This is a genomic window from Mucilaginibacter sp. SJ, assembly GCF_028993635.1.
Lineage (GTDB): Bacteria > Bacteroidota > Bacteroidia > Sphingobacteriales > Sphingobacteriaceae > Mucilaginibacter.
In genome coordinates, this window is the sequence record NZ_CP118631.1 from 2,986,991 (window position 1) to 3,010,933 (window position 23,943).

The 23,943-nt window shown below is 42.5% G+C and carries 22 protein-coding genes; 11 read left to right on the forward strand and 11 right to left on the reverse strand.

All coding sequences use genetic code 11. The features are described from left to right. Positions 1-11: 11 nt before the first annotated feature. On the reverse strand, positions 12-557 hold the full coding sequence (gene msrA / locus MusilaSJ_RS11945) for a peptide-methionine (S)-S-oxide reductase MsrA (RefSeq protein ID WP_274990153.1): 546 nt from the start codon (positions 555-557) through the stop codon (positions 12-14). A gap of 115 nt (positions 558-672) precedes the next feature. Between msrA and MusilaSJ_RS11950 the strand changes: the two genes are divergently transcribed. Both MusilaSJ_RS11950 and MusilaSJ_RS11955 read left to right on the forward strand, forming a co-directional pair. Continuing rightward, complete coding sequence (locus tag MusilaSJ_RS11950) at positions 673-1,065, forward strand: DoxX family membrane protein (RefSeq protein WP_274990154.1); 393 nt, start codon at positions 673-675, stop codon at positions 1,063-1,065. Between the two features lie 446 nt (positions 1,066-1,511). Beyond that, the gene (locus tag MusilaSJ_RS11955; RefSeq protein WP_274990155.1) at positions 1,512-2,255 is read left to right on the forward strand and encodes a hypothetical protein; all 744 of its coding nucleotides are present in this window, start codon (positions 1,512-1,514) and stop codon (positions 2,253-2,255) included. Positions 2,256-2,339: 84 nt separating this feature from the next. Here the strand turns inward: MusilaSJ_RS11955 and MusilaSJ_RS11960 are convergent, their stop codons facing one another. Next, positions 2,340-3,236, reverse strand: coding sequence for a LysR family transcriptional regulator (locus MusilaSJ_RS11960; protein ID WP_274990156.1), 897 nt, complete (start codon positions 3,234-3,236; stop codon positions 2,340-2,342). 98 nt (positions 3,237-3,334) lie between these two features. Here MusilaSJ_RS11960 and MusilaSJ_RS11965 point away from each other — a divergent pair, with 98 nt between their 5' ends. Both MusilaSJ_RS11965 and MusilaSJ_RS11970 read left to right on the forward strand, forming a co-directional pair. After that, positions 3,335-3,973 (forward strand): NAD(P)H-dependent oxidoreductase, encoded by a 639-nt coding sequence (locus tag MusilaSJ_RS11965; RefSeq protein WP_274990157.1) that lies wholly within the window; start codon positions 3,335-3,337, stop codon positions 3,971-3,973. Continuing rightward, positions 3,939-4,229, forward strand: a complete 291-nt coding sequence (locus MusilaSJ_RS11970; RefSeq protein ID WP_274990158.1) for a putative quinol monooxygenase — start codon at positions 3,939-3,941, stop codon at positions 4,227-4,229. Before MusilaSJ_RS11965 ends, MusilaSJ_RS11970 begins: the two co-directional genes overlap by 35 nt. Positions 4,230-4,538: 309 nt before the next feature. On the opposite strand, the gene MusilaSJ_RS11975 is transcribed toward MusilaSJ_RS11970, so the two are convergent. Beyond that, complete coding sequence (locus tag MusilaSJ_RS11975; RefSeq protein ID WP_274990159.1) at positions 4,539-4,952, reverse strand: hypothetical protein; 414 nt, start codon at positions 4,950-4,952, stop codon at positions 4,539-4,541. Positions 4,953-5,440: 488 nt separating this feature from the next. Between MusilaSJ_RS11975 and galB the strand changes: the two genes are divergently transcribed. The 6 genes from galB (at position 5,441) to MusilaSJ_RS12005 (ending at position 14,157) form a co-directional block, all read left to right on the forward strand. Further along, positions 5,441-7,873: a beta-galactosidase GalB gene (galB, locus tag MusilaSJ_RS11980; protein ID WP_274990160.1), complete on the forward strand. Its 2,433-nt coding sequence runs from the start codon at positions 5,441-5,443 to the stop codon at positions 7,871-7,873. Positions 7,874-8,345: 472 nt separating this feature from the next. Continuing rightward, on the forward strand, positions 8,346-9,167 hold the full coding sequence (locus MusilaSJ_RS11985; protein WP_274990161.1) for an SDR family NAD(P)-dependent oxidoreductase: 822 nt from the start codon (positions 8,346-8,348) through the stop codon (positions 9,165-9,167). 134 nt (positions 9,168-9,301) lie between these two features. Continuing rightward, positions 9,302-10,192: a helix-turn-helix domain-containing protein gene (locus MusilaSJ_RS11990; protein WP_274990162.1), complete on the forward strand. Its 891-nt coding sequence runs from the start codon at positions 9,302-9,304 to the stop codon at positions 10,190-10,192. Positions 10,193-10,300: 108 nt separating this feature from the next. Next, a complete protein-coding gene (locus MusilaSJ_RS11995; RefSeq protein WP_274990163.1) occupies positions 10,301-12,748 on the forward strand; it encodes a bifunctional YncE family protein/alkaline phosphatase family protein in 2,448 nt (815 codons plus the stop codon). 111 nt (positions 12,749-12,859) lie between these two features. Continuing rightward, positions 12,860-13,729 carry an aldose 1-epimerase family protein gene (locus MusilaSJ_RS12000; protein ID WP_274990164.1) on the forward strand — a complete coding sequence of 290 codons (870 nt, stop codon included), beginning with the start codon at positions 12,860-12,862 and terminating at the stop codon, positions 13,727-13,729. Between the two features lie 89 nt (positions 13,730-13,818). After that, positions 13,819-14,157: a hypothetical protein gene (locus MusilaSJ_RS12005; protein ID WP_090534362.1), complete on the forward strand. Its 339-nt coding sequence runs from the start codon at positions 13,819-13,821 to the stop codon at positions 14,155-14,157. A 128-nt stretch (positions 14,158-14,285) separates the two neighbouring features. Here MusilaSJ_RS12005 and MusilaSJ_RS12010 read toward each other — a convergent pair whose 3' ends face one another. The 8 genes from MusilaSJ_RS12010 to MusilaSJ_RS12045 form a co-directional block, all read right to left on the reverse strand. After that, the gene (locus tag MusilaSJ_RS12010; RefSeq protein WP_274990165.1) at positions 14,286-14,948 is read right to left on the reverse strand and encodes a hypothetical protein; all 663 of its coding nucleotides are present in this window, start codon (positions 14,946-14,948) and stop codon (positions 14,286-14,288) included. Positions 14,949-14,953: 5 nt separating this feature from the next. Beyond that, positions 14,954-15,115 carry a hypothetical protein gene (locus MusilaSJ_RS12015; RefSeq protein WP_274990166.1) on the reverse strand — a complete coding sequence of 54 codons (162 nt, stop codon included), beginning with the start codon at positions 15,113-15,115 and terminating at the stop codon, positions 14,954-14,956. 207 nt (positions 15,116-15,322) lie between these two features. Further along, positions 15,323-15,691, reverse strand: a complete 369-nt coding sequence (gene secG, locus MusilaSJ_RS12020; protein ID WP_091174641.1) for a preprotein translocase subunit SecG — start codon at positions 15,689-15,691, stop codon at positions 15,323-15,325. A 9-nt stretch (positions 15,692-15,700) separates the two neighbouring features. Beyond that, entirely contained in the window at positions 15,701-17,080 is a 1,380-nt protein-coding gene (locus tag MusilaSJ_RS12025; RefSeq protein WP_274990167.1) for a hypothetical protein, read from the reverse strand. A 21-nt stretch (positions 17,081-17,101) separates the two neighbouring features. After that, positions 17,102-17,533, reverse strand: a complete 432-nt coding sequence (locus MusilaSJ_RS12030; protein ID WP_274990168.1) for an LptE family protein — start codon at positions 17,531-17,533, stop codon at positions 17,102-17,104. 98 nt (positions 17,534-17,631) lie between these two features. Beyond that, positions 17,632-18,888 (reverse strand): sigma-54 interaction domain-containing protein, encoded by a 1,257-nt coding sequence (locus MusilaSJ_RS12035; protein ID WP_274990169.1) that lies wholly within the window; start codon positions 18,886-18,888, stop codon positions 17,632-17,634. Positions 18,889-18,971: 83 nt separating this feature from the next. Further along, on the reverse strand, positions 18,972-20,396 hold the full coding sequence (gene miaB, locus MusilaSJ_RS12040; protein ID WP_274990170.1) for a tRNA (N6-isopentenyl adenosine(37)-C2)-methylthiotransferase MiaB: 1,425 nt from the start codon (positions 20,394-20,396) through the stop codon (positions 18,972-18,974). 146 nt (positions 20,397-20,542) lie between these two features. Further along, positions 20,543-21,397, reverse strand: coding sequence for a hypothetical protein (locus MusilaSJ_RS12045; protein ID WP_274990171.1), 855 nt, complete (start codon positions 21,395-21,397; stop codon positions 20,543-20,545). Between the two features lie 243 nt (positions 21,398-21,640). Between MusilaSJ_RS12045 and MusilaSJ_RS12050 the strand changes: the two genes are divergently transcribed. Then, positions 21,641-23,443, forward strand: a complete 1,803-nt coding sequence (locus tag MusilaSJ_RS12050) for a hypothetical protein (RefSeq protein WP_274990172.1) — start codon at positions 21,641-21,643, stop codon at positions 23,441-23,443. Positions 23,444-23,943: the final 500 nt, after the last annotated feature.

Sequence of the window (23,943 nt, forward strand, 5' to 3'; positions counted from 1 at the left end):
TGATGGGCATCTTATAACAGCTCCGGCTTTATTTTATCCTTAAACTCCTTGGCAAATTTATTGAGTTTCGGCTGGATAACAAACGCGCAGTACGACTTGTTAGGATTATCGTTGAAATAATTCTGGTGGTAATCTTCGGCGCTGTAAAATGTACTTGCCGGGGTGATTTCGGTTACGATAGGATCGTCAAAAACCTGCTCGTTGGTAAGCTTTTTGATCATCGCTTCCGAAGCCTGCTTTTGTTCATCTGTATAATAAAATATAGCCGAGCGGTATTGTGTACCCACGTCATTACCCTGGCGGTTAAGCGTTGTTGGGTTATGGGTTTTAAAGAAAACCAATAACAATTCATCAAACGAGATCACGTCGGCATCATACTCCAGGTGAATCACTTCGGCATGACCGGTAGCGCCCGTACAAACCTGCTCATAGGTTGGGTTTAAAACTTTGCCGCCCATATAACCCGAGGTTACTGATGTTACACCTTTAAGAGATTGAAAAACGGCTTCGGTGCACCAAAAGCAACCGTTGCCGAAAGTTATTTTTTGAATGTTCATATGACCTGTTTTATCAAAAGTAATGCCTGTTTAAATAGTTAGCTATGAGACAGATTTGAATATGTCAATTAAATTACCAAACTTAGTGTTTAACCTTATATTAAACCTATTAATTATGAAAATTGCAGTATTGATTGCCCGCGTTTTGCTGGGCCTGGTCTTCGTGGTGTTTGGTTTAAACTTCTTTTTCCAGTTTCTGCATATGGCCCAACCGCCCATGAGCGATAAGGCACAGGCATTTAGCGGCGGGTTATTTGGTTCAGGTTATTTTTTTCAATACATGAAGGTAATTGAAATAACCAGCGGCCTGTTTTTAATTATCAACCGGTATACGGCATTGTTTGTGTTATTGCTGCTGCCTATTTCGCTTAATATATTCCTGTTCCATGCCATTTTGGCACCGGCCGGTTTGCCAATTGGACTGGCGGTTATAATTTTAGAGGTATTTTTGCTGTTTGCCTATCGCAAGTATTACGCGAGTATTTTTACGGCCACACCAACAGTATAAGCACCCGGTGATTCTAAAGGCTTTATCGGCATATCCTATGTAACAAATAAGGTGTCCCAATTTTTTGATTCTCCATAAAAAAGTTAAAAATTGCCGGCGTTTCTTTTTTTGTAAATAAGAAATGTTCCATTTTTTGAGAATGAAACACCGGAACGGATTAAAAATGAAACACATTGATAATCAATAATTTAATATTTCAATCGAAACACTGTTAAATATTTGATTATCAGCAAATAAACCTTTTAGGAATATAAATTCAGCGTTTCAGATCCGGGCAAAATGTCCGGATTTTTTGTTTGTTTTTTTGCGTTTTTTTGGAGTTTTTTTGAAAATACACGCTGCTGATGATCATTGTACTGACAGTACATTGTCACCATTATTTTAATCTGGAATTAGTAGTAAAAGCAGCAAAATAAAAGCATAAATTGGCCTGTAAACCTTATCTTATGAACAGATACGCCGCCTTAATTATTTCCTTGGTTTTTATACTCTATTTCGATCATTCATCCGCACAAGATTGGTTAAAAACGGCTGAGGCAAAAGCAGCCAAAAGAGACACCAAAATATATCATCTTACATCCATCGATGGTAAAAATCAAACGGTGAAGATCGTTCCTGACTATGCAAACCATGTGCTTAAAATGATTTGCCTAAAGGATATTATTACAATAGATGATTTTTGGGGAGTGCCTCCGGAAATCAAGTTATTGAATAAAAGTTTTATCGAAATAAAATACGCGGTACGGGGAGGCTCAAACCTTGGTTTAGGCAATACGTTAATTTTATGTGTAAATAATACTCATCTGTATGAGGCAATGCATGTTTTAAGATATATAAACAGTGAGGCGCAGGACGAAAGGGAACACTATAAAGAAAACTATACTATAATATTCACCATGAAGAACAACAAACTTAAGGCCTATGTCCATCATGATGTTAATTCAAAAAGATCCCCCGAAACAAGCTACGTTTATGACAATGAAAGCGTTTTGGCCTTTGATACAAAGCAGAACGTTTTTTATAGTGTTAAAGAAAATTTATACGATCATTTTACCACCGCAAAAAACAAGACCAAACAAAAAGTTGCAGGTAATTTCCCTATGATCATTTTAGGTAAGGAAACTTATTACTTTATAAATGGCAGATGGTATACGGGTGGCCTTAGCAAAGACATGTTTGAGTTTCAATAATCACATGATCTTCTTTTGCCACGGAGGCCAGAGGCCGCCCCGATAGTTGCCACTCGCCGGAGGCGAGCGGCGGCGATTAGAGGCTTACACCATCTCCCGTTCAAAAATTTCCTGGATCATTGCTACCTGCCCGGCATAAATTGATTTTTTGCGGGTGCCGAAGTACAGCGTGTTCTCTATCTTATTATATCCCTCCCAAAGCAGTTTGATATTGCCGCTATCGCGCTCTTTTTTTGAAAGGAAATCCGGTATCACGGCTATACCCTTACCATTACTCAAACAACGAATAATAGAGCCCATGTTAGGGACGATGAAATTAGGCTTAAAATCAGGTCGTTTGCCAAAGTTGATATGCCAGAAGCGCCGCAAGTGTTCCATATCGCCCGATGAGCCGTACCAGGTTTGGGCTTTAAGCCATGCCTGGATCTGGTTAAGATCTTTAGTTTTCAATAGTTCATTAAACTCGTCGGTTGGTGTTTGCGCCCCGGCCAGTACCACTATGCGTTCCTTAAAAAAGGGTTTATACTCCAAACCTTTATAATCGCCTTTATGTGGCGTAACAATCATATCGAGGATGCCATTGTCCAGGTCGGCCAGCATTTCGGGGTATTCGCCAAATTTGATGATCACATTAAAAGGCAATGTGGGCAGGTAGGATTCGAGCGTGAATTGAAAAGTTTCAAAGCACATTCCTATACTTATAGTTGGTATATCTTTTTCGGTGCTTTTATGAAAGTGCCGTTCGGCATCCTCCAGTTTACAAATTGCCTCCAGGATATAGTTGTATAAGATCTTCCCCCGCTCTGTCGATACCATTTTACGCGAAGTACGGTCGAACAGTTTATAGCCTACATAGCTCTCTAATGAGCTTAAATGCAGGCTCACTCCCGGCTGCGAAATAAACAGCGCTTCGGCAGCCCCGGTTAGCGACCCGGTTTCATAGATCGCCTTAAACGTACGGAACCATTCAAAATTCACCATAGCTTATCTATTATAATTATGATACAAATGTATAAATTATACTATTTTAATAGTAGATAACATCGGTGTAATTTTGATGAAAATTAAACAAGAAAAAAATGACAAACATATTTGTAATAAACGGAGGGCAGGTCTTCGGCCACTCCGGCGGAAGATTTAACAAAACTTTATTGGATACTACCGTGCAGTATTTTACCCGTCATCCTGATTTTGAAGTTCGTTCAACCGACGTAAATAACGCTTACGATCCTATGCAGGAAGCCGAAAACTATAAATGGGCCGATGTGATCATTTACCACACCCCGGTTTGGTGGTTCCAGGTACCGCATGCCTTTAAAAAATATATCGACGAAGTTTTTACCGCCGGGTATCAAAACGGCATTTACCGCAGCGACGGCCGTACGGCCGAAAATCCAGGTATTAATTATGGTACCGGCGGATTGATGCAGGGCAAAAAATATATGCTTACCACCTCATGGAATGCCCCTATTACCGCTTTCACCTTACCTGGCGAGTTTTTTAACGAGCACAGTGTTGACGAAGGCCCCCTGTTTGGCTTTCACCGCATGAACGCTTTTACCGGCATGCAGCCTTTAGAAAGTATCCACTTTTATGATGTAATGAAAAACGCTAATATTGAGGAGAACCTGCAACGCTACCAGGAACATTTAAACAAACTATTTACCCAAAACAACCCAAGCCATGAAAATTTACTTAACAGCCTTAGTGAAGTGTAAAACCGGCACCACTGCCCAAATGAAAGATTTTTTGGATAAACTGGTAGCAGCATCCCGCCAGGAAGAAGCCTGCTTACAATACGAGCTATATCAATCAACCACAGATGAAACCCAGTTTATTTTTCATGAAACCTGGGCCAGCCAGGAAGGGCTTGATCAGCATGTTAAGCAGGAGCATTTCCAACTGTTCAGTAAGCAGATTGTTGATATTATAGATGGGCCGCTTGGGATATATAAAACCGATAAGGTTCATTAAAATTGATAGTTAACAAAACGGCCCCCGGTTTTCACCGGGGGCCGTTTTGTTATTTGCTGCAGGATTTATTGCAACCGCCCGAGGCTTTGCATGATTTGCTGCAGTTGTCTAAACACGTTGGCCTGGTGCATGACTTTGCACATTTGGTGCAATGGTTCATTTTGTTATTGCAGCAAGGCGTATTAGCAAACGAAATATTAAATATGGTAAACAGCATCACAGTGGTGATGAAAAGAAACTTTTTCATGATTTTTAATTTGAATTTTTAATAAAAAGATACACTATTAGAAACAGGCAGATGTCTTTTTATCAAGCTTTCGGAGGGTTCCAGCAGGCCTTGGCGTAATCGGATAAATTGCCTGCCAGGTAAAGCAAAGGGGCATTGCTCTTAATAATAACAGCAACAGGCCCGGCCTTGACAGGCTCAACTTTTAAAAAGCAGCAATTGTTGCACGATAGCATGGTCATGCACATACCACCGTCACATCCTTTTTGACCGCCATGCTGTTTCTGCGGCATATGATCCATATGACGACAGCATTCTTTCGACATATTATTCATAGGCGCCGCTTTCCCCGGTATTGTGGAAATGAGCACCATAAAAATTAACATGACAAAGGCGATTGCTTTCATTGAATTTTGAAACGGAATGTTAGAGAAAATAGTATTAAACACTGAGAAGCTGTTTAAAAATATATAAAAGCCGTCATTGCGAGTATCCATCAGGGAAGCCCTGAAAAAAAATGTAATGACATGTAAAATATATTTTAACGGTGTTGCGCGTGGGCCGCGTTAGGGATTGCAGTGTAAAGCCCGGAGCGTGCAAAGGGGTTGCGGGCGGGAAAGGCGAGGACTTGCAACGGAAAGCCCGGGCCGCAGGCAACGCCCATGTTATAAAATCCACCAAGAAAAATATACTTAATAATCAATAACTTACAATCACGTCATTATAAGACACGAAGCAATCCCTAAGAGGCAGATCCGCTAAGCAAATCCACCCTGTACAGTCAGGGATTGCTTCGCGCCTCGCAATGACGTGGCGGGTATAGTAGACTCATTTAATCGTTTTTAAACAGTTTCTTAGACGCCATTTAATATTTTACACATAATTTAGCATAAAGCGATCCCCCGGTTAATTTATACTATTCCTTTGCTTTTGGCCTATTATTTATAATTTAGTGTCCAAAATACATTTAATCCCAAACGATATTATGTCATCAATAAAAACCCACCGCGCCGGGGCTTATAAGTTTGCATGCATCCTTGCCGTCCTGACGCTGGCCGTGTTAAAACCTTTTGCCCAAAGCCGGCAGAAACTTGATTTTGATAAAAACTGGCGCTTTAACCTCGGCGCTGTTGAAAACGGCGAAAAAACAACGCTGAACGACAGCAAATGGCGCGTGCTCAATTTGCCGCATGACTGGAGTATTGAAGGTAAATTTTCAAAAGATAACCCAGCCACACCTGAAGGCGGCGCCCTGCCCGGCGGCATTGGCTGGTACCGCAAAACTTTTACTGTTCCTGCTTCATCAAAAGGCAAGCTGGTTTATATTGATTTTGATGGCGTATATCAAAAAAGCGATGTATGGATCAATGGCCATCACCTTGGCTTCAGGCCAAACGGGTATATCTCATTCAGGTATGAACTTACCCCCTATTTAAACTTTGGCGGCAGCAACGTTATTGCTGTTAAAGTTGATAATTCGGTGCAGCCAAACTCGCGCTGGTATTCGGGTTCGGGTATTTACCGCCATGTTTGGCTGGTTACCACCAACAAAACGGCTATCGATCATTGGGGCACCTATGTAACCACGAGCGATATCACCGGTGCCTCTGCCAAAGTAAATGTACAGGTGCAACTGCATAATGACCAGGCATCGCCGCAGGTGCTCATTACCACCAAACTTTATGACGCGGCCGGCAAACAGGTAGCTGCCGCCGGCGAAGCTACATCTGCAGCGCAAAATAAAAATGAATCTTTAACAGTAGCCAATACCCTTACGGTAAAAAATCCGGTGCTTTGGTCGGTAGAGAACCCGTACTTATATAAAGCCGTTACCCAGCTTATTGAAGGCAAAAAAGTAGTTGATGAATATACCACTACCGTAGGCATTCGCTATTTTAATTTTGATGCAGATAAAGGTTTCAGCCTGAACGGGAAGCCGATGAAGATCTTAGGTGTTTGTAATCACCATGACCTTGGCAGCCTTGGCGCAGCCATTAACAACCGCGCGTTGGAGCGCCAGTTGCAGATGCTTAAAGCGATGGGCTGTAATGGTATCCGCACCTCGCACAACCCTCCGGCACCCGAACTGCTCGACCTTTGCGATAAAATGGGTTTTATTGTGATGGATGAAGCCTTTGATTGCTGGGAATGGAAAAAGGCTACTTACGATTATCACTTGTACTTTAAAGAATGGCATAAACGCGATCTGGAAGACCAAATCAAACGCGACCGCAATCACCCAAGCATCATGATCTGGAGTATCGGCAACGAAATCCCGCAACAGGCGGATACCAGCGCGTTACGCATAGCGCCTGAGTTAGCGGCTATTGTTCACAACCTCGATAAAACCCGTCCGCTCACTACGGCTAATGACCGTCCGGATAGCACCAATAAAATTATAAAATCGGGTGCTATTGATTTGGTTGGTTATAACTATCACCAGTTCGATTATGCTAAATTTCACGACCGTTATCCGGGTAAAAAGTTTATTGCTACCGAAACTACTTCGGGTTTGGAAACGCGTGGTTATTATGAAATGCCTTCAGACAGCATCAGGGTTTGGCCGCCAAGCTATGATAAACCTTTTGTAAGGGAAGGTAACAATGTTTCGGCATATGACAACACCCGACCACCATGGGGATCAACACATGAAATGACCTGGAAGGTGATGAAAAAGTACGACTTCCTTTCGGGCATGTTCATCTGGACGGGCTTTGACTATCTGGGCGAACCAACTCCATATTCATGGCCATCGCGCAGCTCCTACTTCGGTATTATTGACCTGGCCGGCTTCCCTAAAGAGGTATATTATATGTATCAAAGCGAGTGGACCAATAAAAATGTGCTCCACATTTTCCCGCACTGGAACTGGGAGCCGGGAAAAATGATCGATATCTGGGCATACTATAACAACGCCGACGAAGTTGAACTTTACCTCAATGGCAAATCATTGGGCATCCAAAAGAAAACCGGCGACGACTTGCATGTAATGTGGCGGGTAAAATATGAGCCGGGAACGCTGAAAGCTATATCCCGTAAAAATGGCAAAACTATTTTAACCCGCGAGATCCATACCGCCGGAGCCCCTGCTAAAATTGAACTGACAGCCGACCGTTCACAGATCAAAGCCGATGGTAAAGACCTGTCATTTATCACCGTAAAAATATTGGATAAAGACGGCAATGTTGTGCCAGATGCTGATAACAAGGTAAACTTTAAGGTTGCCGGCGAGGGCTCCATTGCCAGCGTTGACAACGGCGATCCGGTTAGCCATGATCCGTTTAAAGCTGATTACCGAAAAGCATTTCATGGCCTTGCGCTGGCCATAGTACAGGCCAAAGAAAAAGCCGGCACGATAACTTTAACTGCTTCGGCTGATGGTTTGCAAAGTGCAACACTGGTGCTGAAAAGTAAATAACCTCAACCCGCTCCAAAGAAGCTACTATGTGTACACATCTTTTTAATTTTGTCATTAATTAAAAAAATGTCATTTCGAACGAACCAAGGGTGGGATTAGCGCGTCGGGGTGAGGAGAAATCTTCTACGCCCTGACTTTACGGATATAGTTGTAGAGCCTGATGTAGAAGATTTCTCTTTCGCTCCACCACCAGACCGCCCTCGCTCTATCGAAATGACATTTTCCTTTTTTAAATGATGTGTACGCGTAGCCAAAGCAGAGGGAGTTTAGAGCATAAAGAACAAAACCTGTCTCCATAAGACGGGTTTTGTTCTTTTATACATAATGAATTCCGTCGATCTTTTACGCTTAATGACATTCTCATTACCGATTACAAGCCCCCGCGTAAAAATGTATCATTGTTCCCCACTTCTGTATAAATCGCCCGGCTTTAATCACGCTAATTTTGTCTTAACATTTAAAAACAATAACAATGGCAAAGACAATTTTTATTACCGGAGCATCACGTGGTTTCGGTAAATTATGGGCCGAGGCATTACTGCAAAGAGGCGATAAAGTAGTAGCAACCGCTCGTAACCTGAGCGCTTTGGATGACCTGGTAAATAAATATGGCGACAGTATTTTACCGCTGCAACTGGATGTTAATGACCGCGCTGCAGATTTCGCAGCTATCAACAAAGCAAAAGAACACTTCGGCAGTATTGATGTGCTGATCAACAATGCAGGTTACGGTTTATTCGGCAGCGTTGAAGAAACTACCGAGCAGGAAGCCCGCGAGCAGATGGAAACCAATTTTTTTGGACTGCTATGGTTATCACAGGCAGTGTTACCTGTAATGCGTGAACAAGGCTACGGCCATATTATCCAGCTTTCGAGCGTACTTGGCCTCGTTACTTTACCTGTGCTGGGCTTATATAACGCTTCTAAATTTGCGGTAGAAGGTTTAAGTGAAACCCTGGCCGCCGAAGTAAAAGGCTTTGGAATAAACGTTTCCCTGATTGAACCAAACGGCTTTGCAACCGATTGGGCCGGTGCTTCTGCCGCGCAAACCGTGGCAATGCCCGAATATGATGCGGTACGGGCAACTTTCCAGGCTGGTTTAAATGACGCCGATATTTTTGGTGTACCGGAAGCAACTACAGATGCTGTGCTGAAACTGATTGACACCGAAAACCCTCCGTTGCGGTTATTCCTGGGTAAACACGCCCATCCGTGGGTTAAACAAACTTATGAAGGCCGTGCTGCCGAGTGGGATAGCTGGAACGAGGTAGCTGTAGCCGCGCACGGTAAATAATATCCTACAGTCTGTTAATTAATCAGACCATGCTTTAGGCTTTAAGCGTTCCGCTTTCAGCTTCTATATAAATGGTATTATCCTGACATAATCTACGCCGTAATTCGGCGTAGATTTGTTTAACTTTAATAATCATGCAGCATTTTAAAAATTTGGCCGATATGCACCGCTCCAATGGTTTCCCGATGCCGGAGAACCCGCTTTTCAGCCTGTACAGGTGCACTCATACCTGCGGCTTTGGCGATAGGGAATTTACATCTGATTTTTACATGATCGGGTTTAAAAAACTCAAAGCAGGTCAGATCATGTATGGTCGTACCAAATATGACCACGATAACGGCAGCATGATGTTCATCAAACCCCGGCAGGTGATCCAGTTTAACAGTGTGGAGTATGATGAGGATGCGTTCATCATGTTCATCCACGAGGATTTTCTGAACGGCCACTTTCTGCATAACGAAATTAGCAAATATGCTTTTTTCGATTACGAAGCCAACGAGGCGCTGCACCTTTCGCCATCGGAAGAGCAGATCATGTGGGACCTTTATTACAAGATAGAAGCCGAATATCACAATAACACCGATGAGTATAGCCGCGACATTATGCTTACGCACATTGATTCTATCCTGAAATACTCACAACGGTTTTACAAACGCCAGTTTATTAACCGCACAGAGCTTTCGGGTAAAACAGTATCAAAGTTTAATGAAGTGTTAGCAGCTTATTTTACCAACGGCTTATTGCTAAGCCAGGGACTGCCCTCTGTTAACGCGTTGGCCTCACAACTTAATTTATCTCCCCGGTACCTAAGTGACATGCTGAAGCAGGAAACAGGAAAAACTGCTATTGAACTGATCCATATTTACCTTATAAACGAGGCAAAAAACCGTCTTAAAAGTGATTACCAAAGTGTTTCGGAAATAGCATACGAACTTGGCTTTGAGAACCTTCCATATTTTTCACGGTTGTTTAAAAAGGAAACTGGTATCAGCCCTAATCAGTTTAAAAAACAGTTGGTAAATTGATGAGCTAAGGCACCTACGCGGGAAAGTCCAATTTATTCATATTAAGTTTCTGTTAACAACTCTTTCGGAATAAAACGATTTTGTAATTTTGGCTACAATCGTTTTCTTATGAAACTAAAACTCATCGCCGGCATTGTTCTTTTATGTGCGGCCTTACAATCCATCGCTCAAACTCCGGGTAAAATTGAACAAACAGGCCAGGTATTACTGCCCAACGGCTGGAAGCTTAGTCCCGCGGGCAGGTCTTTACCACTTGGCGATCTGCCGCTGAATATGCAGCTTTCCGTATCGGGTAAATTATTAGCCGTTACCAATAACGGCCAAAGCACCCAGTCGGTACAGCTCATCGACCCTAAAAATGAAAAACTGCTTGACGAGGTAATAGTTAAAAAATCATGGTATGGGCTTGCGTTCAGCCGTGATGAAAAAAAACTATACGCATCTGGCGGTAATGACAACTGGATCCTGGTATTCAACATAGCCGGAAACAAACTGGGCACCCCGGATACCATCAAATTAGCACCGAATGCCTGGCCCAAAAATAAGGTTTGCCCTACCGGCATGGTAACTAACAAAAGTAACAGCCGCTTGTATTCGGTTACTAAGGAAGACAGCACCCTTTATATTATCGATCCTGATAAAAAAGACATTCTGAAACAGGTAAAACTGCCGGCCGAAGCTTACAGCTGCATCTTATCGCCCGATGAAAAAACACTATACATTTCTTTATGGGGTGGTGATATGCTTGGTTTTTACAACATAGCTACGCAAACGCTCAGCACCATTAAAACCAGCAGCCATCCCAACGAACTGCTTTTAGATAAAAAAGGAAAGTTCCTGTATGTGGCCGATGCTAATGACAACGCGGTATCAGTAGTAAATACTTCAACTCATAAAATAATAGAAACCATTTCTACGGCACTTTATCCTACCCGTCTCACCGGCTCAACCAGCAATGGCCTGGCCTTATCGCAAAACGGGAAAACACTTTATATAGCCAATGCGGATAACAATTGCCTTGCTGTATTTGATGTTACTATGCCGGGCAGCAGCAAAAGCAAGGGTTTTATCCCGGTAGGCTGGTACCCAACAAACGTAAAAGTATTGGGCAATAAAATCCTGGTGTCAAACGGCAAAGGCTTTTCTTCAATGGCCAACCCAAAAGGGCCGCAGCCTGTTAAAAAAACAGATAACAGCGGTTACAAGCAAGGCGCCATCAACAGTCGGGAACAATATATCGGCGGCCTGTTTAAAGGTACACTATCATTTATCAACAGCCCATCTGATGCAGAGCTGAAAACTTATACCAAACAGGTTTATGCCAATACGCCGTTTACTGATAAAATTGCAAAAATTGCTAAGGGCGAAGAAGGTAACCCCATTCCACGCCGCCTGGGCGAAAAGTCGCCTATTAAATATGTGTTCTATATCATTAAAGAAAACCGCACTTACGACCAGGTTTTAGGCGATATGCCACAAGGCAACGGCGATACTTCGTTGTGCATCTTCGGCAAAAAAGTAACGCCTAACCACCACGCTATTGCCAATGAGTTTGTACTGCTTGATAACTTTTACGTTGATGCCGAAGTAAGCGCCGACGGCCACAACTGGAGCATGGCCGCCTATGCTACCGACTTTGTAGAAAAAACATGGCCAACCAGTTACGGAAGCCGCGGTGGTAATTATGATTTTGAAGGTACCCGCAAAGCCGCCTATCCGCGCGACGGCTTTATATGGGACTATTGCAAACGCGCCGGTGTAAGCTATCGTACTTATGGCGAGTTTGTGAGCGATGGTAACCCCGGTAAAGCAAACTTAAAATCGCTTGAAGGGCATTTTTGTATCAAGTCGCCTGGCTTTGACCTGAATATCAAGGATGTTAAAAGGACTGAGATCTGGGCTCACGACTTTGATTCGTTACTCACTATAAACGCCGTACCGCATTTTAACACCGTGCGTATTTCAAACGACCATACCAGCGGGCAGCGCAAAGGCGCTATATCACCCATTGCCGCCGTAGCCGACAATGATCTTGCCATAGGCCAGTTCATTGAGCATTTATCACATAGTTCGATCTGGAAAGAGTCGGTGGTTTTTATTTTGGAGGATGACGCCCAAAACGGCCCCGACCATATTGATGCCCACCGTTCACCGGTGTTTGTGGCCGGTCCGTATGTAAAACGCAACGCTGTGATCCATGGCATGTATTCAACCTCGGGTGTTTTGCGTACCATCGAGCTTATTTTAGGCCTGCCGCCGATGAGCCAGTATGATGCCGCAGCTATGCCGCTGTATGATTGTTTCACCAGCAAGCCCGACCTTACACCATATACTGCTAAGCCGGCACAGGTTGATTTGGAACAGCGCAACGTAGCGGTAAACGAAAGCAGCAAACGTTCAGAACTGTTCAATTTTGCCAGGGAAGATGCCGCACCTGATATCGACCTCAATGAAGTGGTTTGGAAATATGTAAAAGGCGAAGCATCGGTTATGCCTGCACCAAAAAGGAGCGCTTTTGTAATTTTAGAACCTAAAAAAGAACAGGATGATGATTGATTTGTTAACTTCGTTGAACCGGAAGTTGTCCAATTAACGAATTCTTAATACATTGGTTTAAGGCCCGGTTTATGATTTATAAAGCCGGGCTTTTACATTAATTATACACCTATGATCACTCATTTAGAAAACGACCACATTAAAGTAGCTATCGACACCAAAGGCGCTCAGCTGAGTTCATTTATCAATAAAGCCACAGGTATTGAACATATGTGGCAGGCCGATGAAAAAATATGGCCATGGCATGCCCCCAATCTTTTTCCGGTAGTAGGCGGCCTCATTAACAATGAACTTTTGGTTGATGGTGAAAAGTATGCCATGCCGCGCCATGGTTTTGCAAGGCAGTCGGAATTTTTCTTATTAGAGTCGGATGAGACATCGGCAAGCTATTCGTTACCAAATTGCGAAAACACCTTAAAGGTTTATCCTTTTAAATTTGATTTCCAGATCCTGTATCACCTTATTGATAACGCACTTCGGATTACCTATAAAGTGATCAACCTTGATAAAAAATCCATATATTTTTCTGTCGGCGGGCACCCGGCATTTAATGTACCCTTTAACAAAGGCGAAAACTACGAGGACTATTACCTGGAGTTTGAAACCGAAGAACATTTTAATACTCACCTTTTATCAAAAGATGGCTTTTTTAACGGTGTAACCCATCCTGTACCAACGCCAAACAAAAAACTTTACCTAACCCGCGACCTGTTTAAGGATGACGCGCTTGTTTTTAAAGATCTAAAATCGCGCATGGTAACTATTAAAAGCGATAAACATAATCAAACCTTAGCGCTTGAATTCCCTCATTTTAATTATCTTGGTTTATGGGCTAAACCGGGGGCTGATTTTGTTTGCATAGAACCATGGCTTGGCTGCGCCGATACCGAAGGCAAACACGTTGACATTAAGGATAAAGAAGCTATTCAAAAATTAAGCGTGGGGCATGTTTTTGAATCAGCTTATTTTGTTTGCTTATAAACATTTGGGTTACAATAATTTTATACTTCGGTAAAACATTTTTCGCATTTTTTCTCTTTCATAGAAAGAATCACTTAAATATTAAAACTATGAAAACTAAAGTTTATTTATTAGCCTTAACCATGCTGCTGTCATTTACAGCATTGAACACCTTTGCTGCTGATAGCCACGCGCTTACCCCGCTAAGCAAAGAAGAAATAGCAACCATGACAACCGAGCAAAAACAAGCCCGTGTTGAGGAGATCAAGGCCCGTGTAAATGAGATCAAAGCGATGGATAAATCGGAGCTTACCAAAGCTGAACGTAAGGAATTGCGTACCGAATTAAAATCAATGAAAAAAGAAGCTAATGCTCTTGGCGGCGGTGGTATTTACCTTTCAGTAGGTGCTATCATCATCATTATTTTGGTATTGATCCTGATATTATAATTTGAATTATCTTGTATAAAAAACGCCTCCGACGAAAATCAGGGGCGTTTTTTGTTGAAAAGTATCCTATGATGCTAATGTTACAACAACAGACAATCCTGCAGAAACCTACGATTGGAAACTAATCGTTATGTTTTACGTGCAAACTCACCACGAAGTACTTTAACGAAATCGACCTCTTTTCTTGGAAGAAAAAAACCGAGGATGCTATTTGGATTGCGGATGCATATTTGTATGTGGTTTTTGCGCTGAATGCCAGATCCGGGAAATGCTTCACCACCTTCCATAAAAGCGCCACGCACCGAGTCAAAAAGCTTAATATTGGAGTTCCCGTCTTTGATGAATTTTTCATGTAAGGCAAATATCCTTTCGTTCATGAACTCAATTACGGCACAGTCTAACTCCCGTTTAAGCTTATCCTTATGCTTATCACCTTTAATATCAGTATTTTCAGGCATTGGTTTACCAAGGGCATTATTGGAAAGCTTCATGAGGGTGTAGTATGCTGAAACAACCTCAATATATTTACTATCTAAAAGATCACAACAGTTACCAAGGTCAATCACGGCTCCAATAACCGCCGCTTCTTTAATCTTTTTCCGCTTTACGTAATCTTCCGCCCATTCTAACGCACGTGTTTCATTATACTCCCAAAAGTACATGCCATGCCCAAGCCAGTCGTAGGGCTTTTCGCTCTTTTTGATTTGATCGGGATGTGCTAATAATTTATCGCAGGTTTCGCGGTCGCAACCATGAAATCCTATAACCAGATTGGGCCTGCTATCATACATAATAATCAGGCATCGGCTTTCTCAAGTTCTTTGTAGGGTTGGGTATAGTTACCTGCTTTATCCAGTATACCAGCTGCAATAAAAGACTTAAGCGCCTCTTCCTTTGTCAAGGATTTCTCGAGCTCTTTAGCCAATTCTATTAATAACTGCAGATCTTTCTCACTCATATTCGAAGTCTTTCTCCTGGTTAATTAACACAAATCTACAGATATGGTTTAATATCTGCAATATCCCTCTTTTATGAAGAACCACACTATTGCATCGTTTAATAACCTATTCTTTCAATTAACAATGCCTCCGGCGCAAACCATGGTACACAAAAAAGCCCCTGAATATATATCCAGAGGCCTTCTATATCTTAATTAAATACTTTACTATTTTTTGCTGCTGTCGGCTTTAGGAGCAGCCGGTGTAGCAGACGGTGTTAATGCCGGAGTTGATGAAGGAAGCGCGTTGCTTGGTTTTGAAGCTTTTTCAATTTGCTCGCGCAGTGCCGGGTTATCATTGCTGCTTGAGGAGCCGCCTTTTACAGCAACGTTAATAGCCAATGATAACACCATAAGGGTGATAGCTAACGCCCAGGTGCCTTTTTCTAAAAAGTCGCCGGTTTTCTGTACACCCATTAATTGTGATGAGCTTGAAAAATTTGATGCCAAACCACCGCCTTTAGGGTTTTGGATAAGTACGATAAGCCCTAACAGAGCGCATACAATTACGGTAACAATGATTAAAACGATATACATTTCTTTATATTAATTAGTTTTCTTCTCTAACTCCTCAATTTGGCTTGCAAAGTAACGGCTTTTTTCCGGGAATTTCAACATCAATTTTTTGTAAGTTGCAATAGCTTTGTGATATAACATCTGGTCGATGTAAATTTGGGCTAATGTTTCACTTACCAGGTCATTTCTGTCTTCCGAGCTCTTCTTTGCTTTGTTTTCATTATCGAGCTTATCAATTGACGGCGGCCTGATCTGGGGCTCTTCTTTAATAAATTTCTCAATAATGATGTCTTCCTTTCTTTTTATCTCCGGCACATCGGGCTGAGGGGTTTTCTCCAGCTCTTCAAGAGATTGCGAATGGAAGATATTTTCATAATACTGATGCTGCAGTGCATCGGCTGTTTGGCTATCAGGCGCTACAGGTTTTTTTTGCTCTGCAACCGCTTCAATATTATAAGGCTGATAAGTTGATGCATATTCCTTACGGGTTTTATCTAACCACCACATAAAGGTATAAGGCATTTTCTCGTCGTTGTACTTTGATAAAACCTCCTGCTGTTCAGTGGCTTCAATTTCTGCCGACTGCGGAGCCGACTCCTGCGAGATGGCTTTATCATCATTCTTTGTGTCAACAACCGAGTTATCAAACAAAAAATAATCCGTTGAGGCGATATTACCGATTATCCATTTTTCAGTTACATCGTTCCTTACGTCTTTAGTTTCGTCAACTGTAACCGGCGGCTCATCGGCCACCTCTGCTTTATCGTTTATCGATGCATCGGTATTAACATCAGCAGCAACAGGCTCATTCCCATTAGCCTGCCCTATACTTATATTCTCGATGCCAACAATTTCATCGTAAACTTCATCATCTATATCATGGGTAGATGAAATTGATTCCCCGTTGGGTTCAGTTGCAACTGCTCCCGGATCAACAACCTCAGTTACCGGTTCTGCATCTACAGTTTCAGGTTCATGATCATCGGTATTGATAAAATCAAAACTGCTTTTATCCTGATCCGCGTCAGCGGCTAAATCTTCGGAGACAGGCGGCAGTGTGTCAGGCAGGTCATCAACAGCGGGACCGATATTAAAATAGTTTTCGGAGACTGGTGTATCATTTACCGGAACACCATCAAGCAGGTTAATTACCTGCAATGAATTTACCGGAGAAAGGCCTTCGGGCTCCTGAATTAATTTATGCAGTAAAACAGGCTTGTAATAAACGGCCGCGCGCTGTACATCTTTATTGGTACCTGCATGGGCAAGCAAGGCACGCAAAATACCGCTTTGCGGGTAGGCATCAACCAATTGCTGCAGGTTATAACCATAAAAAGAACCTGTCTCGGCCGGGTTGGCCAACAGTTCATCTAATATTTCGTATTGCCTGCTGTTCAAATATTGATCCACGTGGTTGAAAATACAAATTGCCTACCAATTAGAAAAGGCCCTGTTAAAAATATCGTCTATTAACTGCTTATTAATTTGCTGTATCAGGTTCTGTTCCTGCGAAGAAATATCCCCCCGGTAATCAGCAAACTTAGTAAAACTTTCTTCAAAGCTGAGTTTTTTATCTGCCGGAGTTTTTGCCGCATCAAATGAAAACTTAACCCTTACTGTGATAGTGAGCCTGTTAGCATCAGCGATGGGCGCAACATTATTTGCGGTAGCCTGGATAGATGCCGGCGAAATAGAATAACCGGTAATAGCACCCGACATGGTTGCATCGGCTTCGCCGCGGACTAAGCTTAGGCTGGTTTGTGTACGGATCCTGTCTTTTAACGATTCGGTGAAAGTTTGGCTCAGGTTATTAACCACCAGCGCAGCATTGTTTTCAAAAAACTGTACATTGATGGTCTTCAAACTGGGCGGGATTGATTGATTTTTGAGCGTGTAACATGATGGACATGTAAGTATCAGCACACACACTGAAATAATCCCCAAGAGTTTTTTCATCAATTTTATAAGTTTAATTCTTTTATTTTCCTGTACAACGTGCGCTCAGAAATACCTAATTCATTGGCGGCAAGCTTACGTTTGCCTTTATGTTTTTTTAAAGCCTTACGGATCAGGTCTGATTCCTTTTCAATCAATGATAATGATTCCTCTACCTCTTCGGCATCATGTGTTATATTAAAACCGTCGATAGTGTTGCTATTATTGCTATTGTTTGTAACGGTATTAACGGGTTGTTGTAAAGTAAATTGTGGTTCGTTATTACCATGCAGCTCAATATCGCGGTAAAGCTGATTTAAGGTTTGCGGATTATTGGCATAATGGGGCGAAACACCGCCATGCTCAATAATATCAGCCACCAGTTTTTTCAACTCTACCATATCCCGCTTCATATCAAACAATACTTTATACAGTATGTCACGTTCAGAAAAATCTTCTTTAGGCTGATTGTCCAAACGCATTGGCAGGTTACGCCCGCCGGCCTCGTGCGGAATGTAGGTAAGCAGGGTTTGGGCGGTAATGATCCTGTCGCGCTCCAATACAGCCAATTGTTCGGCCATGTTTTTCAACTGCCTTACGTTACCCGGCCATGAATAGTTTGTCAATACCTGCTGTGCTTCTTCATCCAGCTGGATGGGCGGCGTACGGTATTTGTCGGTAAAATCAGCCGTAAACTTGCGGAACAGCAGAAACACGTCTTCTTTCCTGTCGCGCAATGGCGGAATCTTTAACGGTACCGTGTTTAAACGATAGTAAAGGTCCTCACGAAATTTGCCGTTCTTCACCGCGTCATATACATCAACATTGGTAGCCGCGATAACGCGCACGTTGGTTTTCTCCACTTTCGACGAACCTACTTTGATATATTGTCCCGATTCGAGCACCCGCAGCAAACGGGCCTGGGTACCCAGGGGCATTTCAGCAATCTCATCTAAAAATATGGTGCCACCGTTTACGGTTTCAAAATAACCCTTACGTTCACCAACCGCGCCTGTGTAAGCACCCTTTTCGTGACCAAAAAGTTCCGAATCGATAGTACCTTCAGGTATGGCGCCGCAGTTAACGGCAATAAAAGGACCATGCTTGCGCGGGCTCATCTGGTGTATGATGTGCGAAAAAACCTCCTTACCACTACCACTCTCGCCGGTAATCAATACCGAGATATCAGTAGGTGCAACCTGGTTTGCTATAGTTATAGCCCGGTTAAGCAATGGCGAGTTGCCAATGATCCCGAAGCGTTGTTTTATTTCCTGTACTTCCATTGTTTTGTTAGTGAGTGGTTGATTGGGTTTATTAAGTGAATGGTAATCACCTAACAACTACTCACTCAATCAACCTAATAAACTCAATCAACCACTTTCCCTATCAACGTGGCCGTAGTGCTGCGCTCAATAAGTACGTTAACGTACTCTCCCGGCTTGTAATTTTCGCCAACCGGGAAAATCACCATCGCGTTTTGATCGCTGCGGCCACAATAGTCTTTGTCTGATTTTTTGGAGAAACCTTCTATCAGTACCCGCTCTACTCTGCCTATGCGGGCCTGCATCCTGTAAAAAGAATACTCCTGCTGTTTGGCAACTATTTCGGTTAATCTTTTCTGTTTTACTTCTTCAGGGATATCATCGGCATAACGTTTTGCCGCTAAAGTGCCCGGCCTTTCGCTGTATTTAAACATGTAGGCAAAATCATACTTTACATAGTCCATCATGCTTACAGTATCCTTGTGCTCCTCATCTGTTTCGCTGCAAAAACCGGTGATCACATCGGTTGATATAGCGCAATCCGGAATGATACGACGGATAGCATCGATCCTGTTGATGTACCATTCACGGTCATAAGTACGGTTCATCAGGTCAAGAATGCGGCTATTGCCCGATTGTACCGGCAGGTGGATATAATTACAGATGTTATCGTATTTATTGATGGCATACAGCACTTCATCGGTGATATCTTTTGGATGTGAGGTTGAAAACCTAACCCTCAGATCAGGATCGATCAGTGCAACCATTTCTAACAGGTTAGCGAAGTTTGTAGTAATAACATCCTCTCCGGTAGTTGAATATTTATATGAATCTACATTCTGCCCTAACAAAGTAACCTCACGATAACCTCTGTCAAACAGGTCGCGACATTCGGCAACTATCGATAAGGGGTCTCGGCTGCGTTCGCGGCCACGGGTAAAGGGTACCACGCAAAACGAGCACATGTTGTCGCACCCGCGCATAATGGATACAAATGCGTTGATACCATTGCTGTTTAAGCGTACCGGGCTGATATCGGCATAAGTTTCCTCACGGGAGAGCAGCACGTTAACTGCCTTTTGACCATCATCTACCTGGTTAATGAGGTTTGGCAGATCGCGGTACGCATCCGGACCAACCACAACATCAACTAATTTTTCTTCTTCCAGGAATTTTGATTTGAGGCGTTCGGCCATACAGCCCAATACACCTACTACCAGGCCCGGATTTTTTACCTTGGCAACGGTAAACTCTTTTAAACGGTTGCGTACGCGTTGTTCGGCATTTTCGCGGATAGAACAGGTATTGATGAAGATAACATCGGCTACGCTATAGTCGGCAGTGGTTTCAAAACCGCTTTCGGCCAATATGGATGCAACTATCTCACTGTCAGAAAAATTCATGGCACAGCCGTAGCTTTCAATATAAAGTTTGCGGCCATTATTTTTAGCTGTTTCGGCTTTTAACATTAACGCCTCACCCTGCCTGCTCTCATCATGTGTTTTATCCGGAATAAGCAAATCCATCATTTATATAAAAAATTAGTTTGCAAAAATAAACAAAATTTAAATACCTGAATGACATATTGTCAGTATTAAATAAAATCTCATTTATTTCATAAAAAACGGGTAACACTTTCGCGTTACCCGTTTATCCTATTCAAATAAGCCGTTACTTATTGTGTTAAAGCTACAGTGGTGATATTATTGATTTGCCAGATAGCTGCACCGGGCGTAGGGAAGCTAACACCCTTAGTACTACCTTTAACACCATTGTCCTGGCCAAAATAGTAAAGTGGATGCCCCTTGTACACCAGTTGTGTTTGTCCGAATACGGTTATCACATCAAAGTCGGCTTTATTTAAAATAGAAGGCACATTCTGAACCGTCGTTACCGCGTCAATTGGCCAGTTGGCGTCATGCGCCACCACACCGGTGCTGAATTTATTTGTCTTAAACGTATCCTTAGTAAACAGGTACAAAGTACGGCCGTTGGCATCTGTGATATATTGCGAGTTTTCGGTACCGGCGATACCTTTGCTTGTGTATTGGTTACCATCATGCCCTATCAGTTGCGCGTAGGAAACCATAACGGTGTAATCCGGCTTGGCTATAAACCATGATTTGCCAACACCATCACCGTTAACATCGGTAACTGCCACGTCTTTTGCATAATAATATAAAGGCCAGCCTTTATAGGTAGTTTGCTTATTTCCGTCAGCATTGGTGATAACGCCGAAGTCGGCAGCTGCCAGGCCGGTACCTATAGATGGATTTTCTTTATAAAAGGCAGGCCAGGCTACAGCGCATCCACCTGTACAGGTTGAAACGTTAGCAGCATCGTCAGAAAAAAAGTAAAGTGCGCGGCCATTATTATCTGTAATGATACTACCAAACGTACCGTTAGTAGTAAGTTGCACGCCGGTAACAACCGTAGACTTGGTTGGATTGTCGTGATTTTTTTTGCACGATGCCGCTAATAAAGTTAGGGCGATTGAGCCCGTCAGGGCTAAGTACATTTTTGTTTTCATCGGGAGTCTTATGATGTTAGTTATGGATATTTATAAACATAACGCCCTGAAATTCCCGAGGGTTGCTTTGCAGTTAAACAAAACCTTTATTTGAGTTAAACACCGGCATATAATCCCGCATTAACGATGATGAACTAAGTATGAGTTTTAACAAAAAATAACTTATCCATCCGCTACGCTATAACAAAAGTTGCTACCTTGCTGTTAAAGCATAAAACACAGGTAAAAAGTAACAACCGGTAAATGGCACTCAATTTTTTAAAGCACCAGTGGCAAAAAAAAACGTTCAAATTTGTGCTGATACCGGTTATAGTGATATTGCTGCTGGCTGTAGTAGTAAACAGGTATTGGTCGCCCATTTTGGCCGGCAAAGTAAAGGATGTGGTATTAAGCAGCAGCGACAGCCTTTACAAAGCCGATTTTTCGGATGCTGAACTTCATATCCTGCAGGGTAAGATCATTATTTACAATATAACCCTTAAGCCCGACACCACAGTTTATAATCAAAAAAAACGTTTACGCCTGGCCCCTAATACTCTGGTTGAGCTTAAGGTAAAACGGCTGGTGCTTAACCACGTGCATCCATTTAGTCTCTATTTTCAAAAAAAGCTTAATATTGGCCAAATCATCCTGAACGAGCCGCGCCTGAATGTAAGCTACCAGTTAAACCATACCAAAGATACTGTTGTTAAAGATCGCCGTACCGCCTGGCAGCGGATCTCCAAAAGCTTGAAATCGATCCACATCGGCAGCATCCTGCTTAATGACGTTAATCTGAACTATGAAGATTACTCGGGAAATAAGGTGGCCATTTCCAAACTTAAAGAGTTAAACTTAAGTGCAAACGACCTGCTCATTGATTCGGCTACACAATATGATAAATCGCGCCTGCTTTATTGCAAAGATATTATCACCGAATTGAACAATTACACCGGAGAAACACCGAGCGGTTTGCACACTTATAAGATCAGGCATCTTAAACTCTCCACCCTTACATCACGGCTAAATATCGAAGGGCTTGTTATGCAGCCAACTAAATCGGATGTTTTTTTCGATAAAAGCAAGAAGGACCGGCTGGGCTTACTGGCCGATTCTGTTCAGCTAAACAATTTTGACTATTTAAATTATCACAAATACCGCACAGTTTCTGCTTCAAGCCTAACCATGGCAAACGGCAAGATAACAGCTTTCACCAACCCCGGTAAGAAACCAGATCCTGTAACAGATAAGGTTAAAACGTTCCCCAATATGATGATCAGGAAATTAAACCTTGATTTAAGGATCGACACCATGAAAATCCGGCACGTTGATGTGATCTATAATGAGTTTAATAAAAAATCTCAAAAAACAGGCACCGTTACATTTAACAATACCAGCGGGCATATTTATAATATTACCAACAATCCATCGGCCATAGCCAAAAACAACATTACCCTTGTTAATCTGACAACCTATTTTATGAACCGCGGCCGGCTCGATGTGCAATTGAAATTTAATTTAAGCGATGCGGATGCCGCCTTCAGTTATAAAGGCACATTAGGATCAATGGAATTTGGAAGGCTAAATCCGGCTACCATGCCTTTAGCCATGGTAAAAATGACATCGGGCAGCGTAAAAAAATTCAGCTTTGATATCCAGGCCAACAGCAAGGTATTTAAAGGCAAGGTTGATTTTTTATATAACGATTTAAAGGTGGTGCTACTAAAAGCCGATACGGTTAATGATCGTTTCAAAAGGAAATCAATCATGTCGATATATGCCAACCTCTTCGTGATCAGGCGTAGTAATCCTGATGATAAAGGGAAGCTCACTTCATCATTAGTGATCTATAAACGGCCCAAGGATTCGCCATTTTTTAAAACTATCTGGAAAACCCTGCTTACCGGTATCAAACCATGTGTAGGCCTTGATGAAGAAAGCCAAAAAGCCACTAAAGACCGCATTGACGAGCACCTCAAAAACAAGGAAGAACGTTTAAAGAATAAAGCAGAGCGCCAGAAAAGAAAAGCGGAGCGGAAAAAGTTGATGGACCAGGGGAAGTTTTGATTTGAAAATTATTCAATTTGAAGATTTGAAAATGGAGCCCCTCGAGTTTTCTTCCGCCGCTGTTGGTGTTGTCGCCAACAGCTCCTTTGACTCTTGTAAGCATTAAATATTTGGAGAGGAGACTAAACAACACCAACAACGGCGGGGGCACGTTCGTGTCCCCTCATGATCTCTTTTGATTTAAGTTAACCCACGAAATTGCTTGTCGTTTAATCAGGAATCCGTCTTTGTTTTGCCCCTATGGGGCAAGGGAATACCGCTGAAATTATAGGCTACAAACCTTTTGCACCTCTGGTGCACCTATCCTTAGGTACATCCCAATTAATGCCCGTTTATTAATTCCGAAAAATCCCCCGGAGGGGGAAAAGGTTTGTAGAAATAATGTCTTACCCACTTGTACGAACCCCATAGGGGTTCAACTTACCCGGATTACCCATTAGCAATGACCATCTGACTAATTTGTGGGTTAACTTAAAAGAGCCCGGGGAGCAGAGTTTTCA

What these genes read in the sequence shown, in the direction of transcription:
- msrA (WP_274990153.1), bottom strand. Translation starts at nt 557, where the DNA reads ATGAACATTCAAAAAATAACTTTCGGCAACGGTTGCTTTTGGTGCACC.
- MusilaSJ_RS11950 (WP_274990154.1), top strand. Translation starts at nt 673, where the DNA reads ATGAAAATTGCAGTATTGATTGCCCGCGTTTTGCTGGGCCTGGTCTTC.
- MusilaSJ_RS11955 (WP_274990155.1), top strand. Translation starts at nt 1,512, where the DNA reads ATGAACAGATACGCCGCCTTAATTATTTCCTTGGTTTTTATACTCTAT.
- MusilaSJ_RS11960 (WP_274990156.1), bottom strand. Translation starts at nt 3,236, where the DNA reads ATGGTGAATTTTGAATGGTTCCGTACGTTTAAGGCGATCTATGAAACC.
- MusilaSJ_RS11965 (WP_274990157.1), top strand. Translation starts at nt 3,335, where the DNA reads ATGACAAACATATTTGTAATAAACGGAGGGCAGGTCTTCGGCCACTCC.
- MusilaSJ_RS11970 (WP_274990158.1), top strand. Translation starts at nt 3,939, where the DNA reads ATGAAAATTTACTTAACAGCCTTAGTGAAGTGTAAAACCGGCACCACT.
- MusilaSJ_RS11975 (WP_274990159.1), bottom strand. Translation starts at nt 4,952, where the DNA reads ATGGATACTCGCAATGACGGCTTTTATATATTTTTAAACAGCTTCTCA.
- galB (WP_274990160.1), top strand. Translation starts at nt 5,441, where the DNA reads ATGTCATCAATAAAAACCCACCGCGCCGGGGCTTATAAGTTTGCATGC.
- MusilaSJ_RS11985 (WP_274990161.1), top strand. Translation starts at nt 8,346, where the DNA reads ATGGCAAAGACAATTTTTATTACCGGAGCATCACGTGGTTTCGGTAAA.
- MusilaSJ_RS11990 (WP_274990162.1), top strand. Translation starts at nt 9,302, where the DNA reads ATGCAGCATTTTAAAAATTTGGCCGATATGCACCGCTCCAATGGTTTC.
- MusilaSJ_RS11995 (WP_274990163.1), top strand. Translation starts at nt 10,301, where the DNA reads ATGAAACTAAAACTCATCGCCGGCATTGTTCTTTTATGTGCGGCCTTA.
- MusilaSJ_RS12000 (WP_274990164.1), top strand. Translation starts at nt 12,860, where the DNA reads ATGATCACTCATTTAGAAAACGACCACATTAAAGTAGCTATCGACACC.
- MusilaSJ_RS12005 (WP_090534362.1), top strand. Translation starts at nt 13,819, where the DNA reads ATGAAAACTAAAGTTTATTTATTAGCCTTAACCATGCTGCTGTCATTT.
- MusilaSJ_RS12010 (WP_274990165.1), bottom strand. Translation starts at nt 14,948, where the DNA reads ATGTATGATAGCAGGCCCAATCTGGTTATAGGATTTCATGGTTGCGAC.
- MusilaSJ_RS12015 (WP_274990166.1), bottom strand. Translation starts at nt 15,115, where the DNA reads ATGAGTGAGAAAGATCTGCAGTTATTAATAGAATTGGCTAAAGAGCTC.
- secG (WP_091174641.1), bottom strand. Translation starts at nt 15,691, where the DNA reads ATGTATATCGTTTTAATCATTGTTACCGTAATTGTATGCGCTCTGTTA.
- MusilaSJ_RS12035 (WP_274990169.1), bottom strand. Translation starts at nt 18,888, where the DNA reads ATGGAAGTACAGGAAATAAAACAACGCTTCGGGATCATTGGCAACTCG.
- miaB (WP_274990170.1), bottom strand. Translation starts at nt 20,396, where the DNA reads ATGATGGATTTGCTTATTCCGGATAAAACACATGATGAGAGCAGGCAG.
- MusilaSJ_RS12045 (WP_274990171.1), bottom strand. Translation starts at nt 21,397, where the DNA reads ATGAAAACAAAAATGTACTTAGCCCTGACGGGCTCAATCGCCCTAACT.
- MusilaSJ_RS12050 (WP_274990172.1), top strand. Translation starts at nt 21,641, where the DNA reads ATGGCACTCAATTTTTTAAAGCACCAGTGGCAAAAAAAAACGTTCAAA.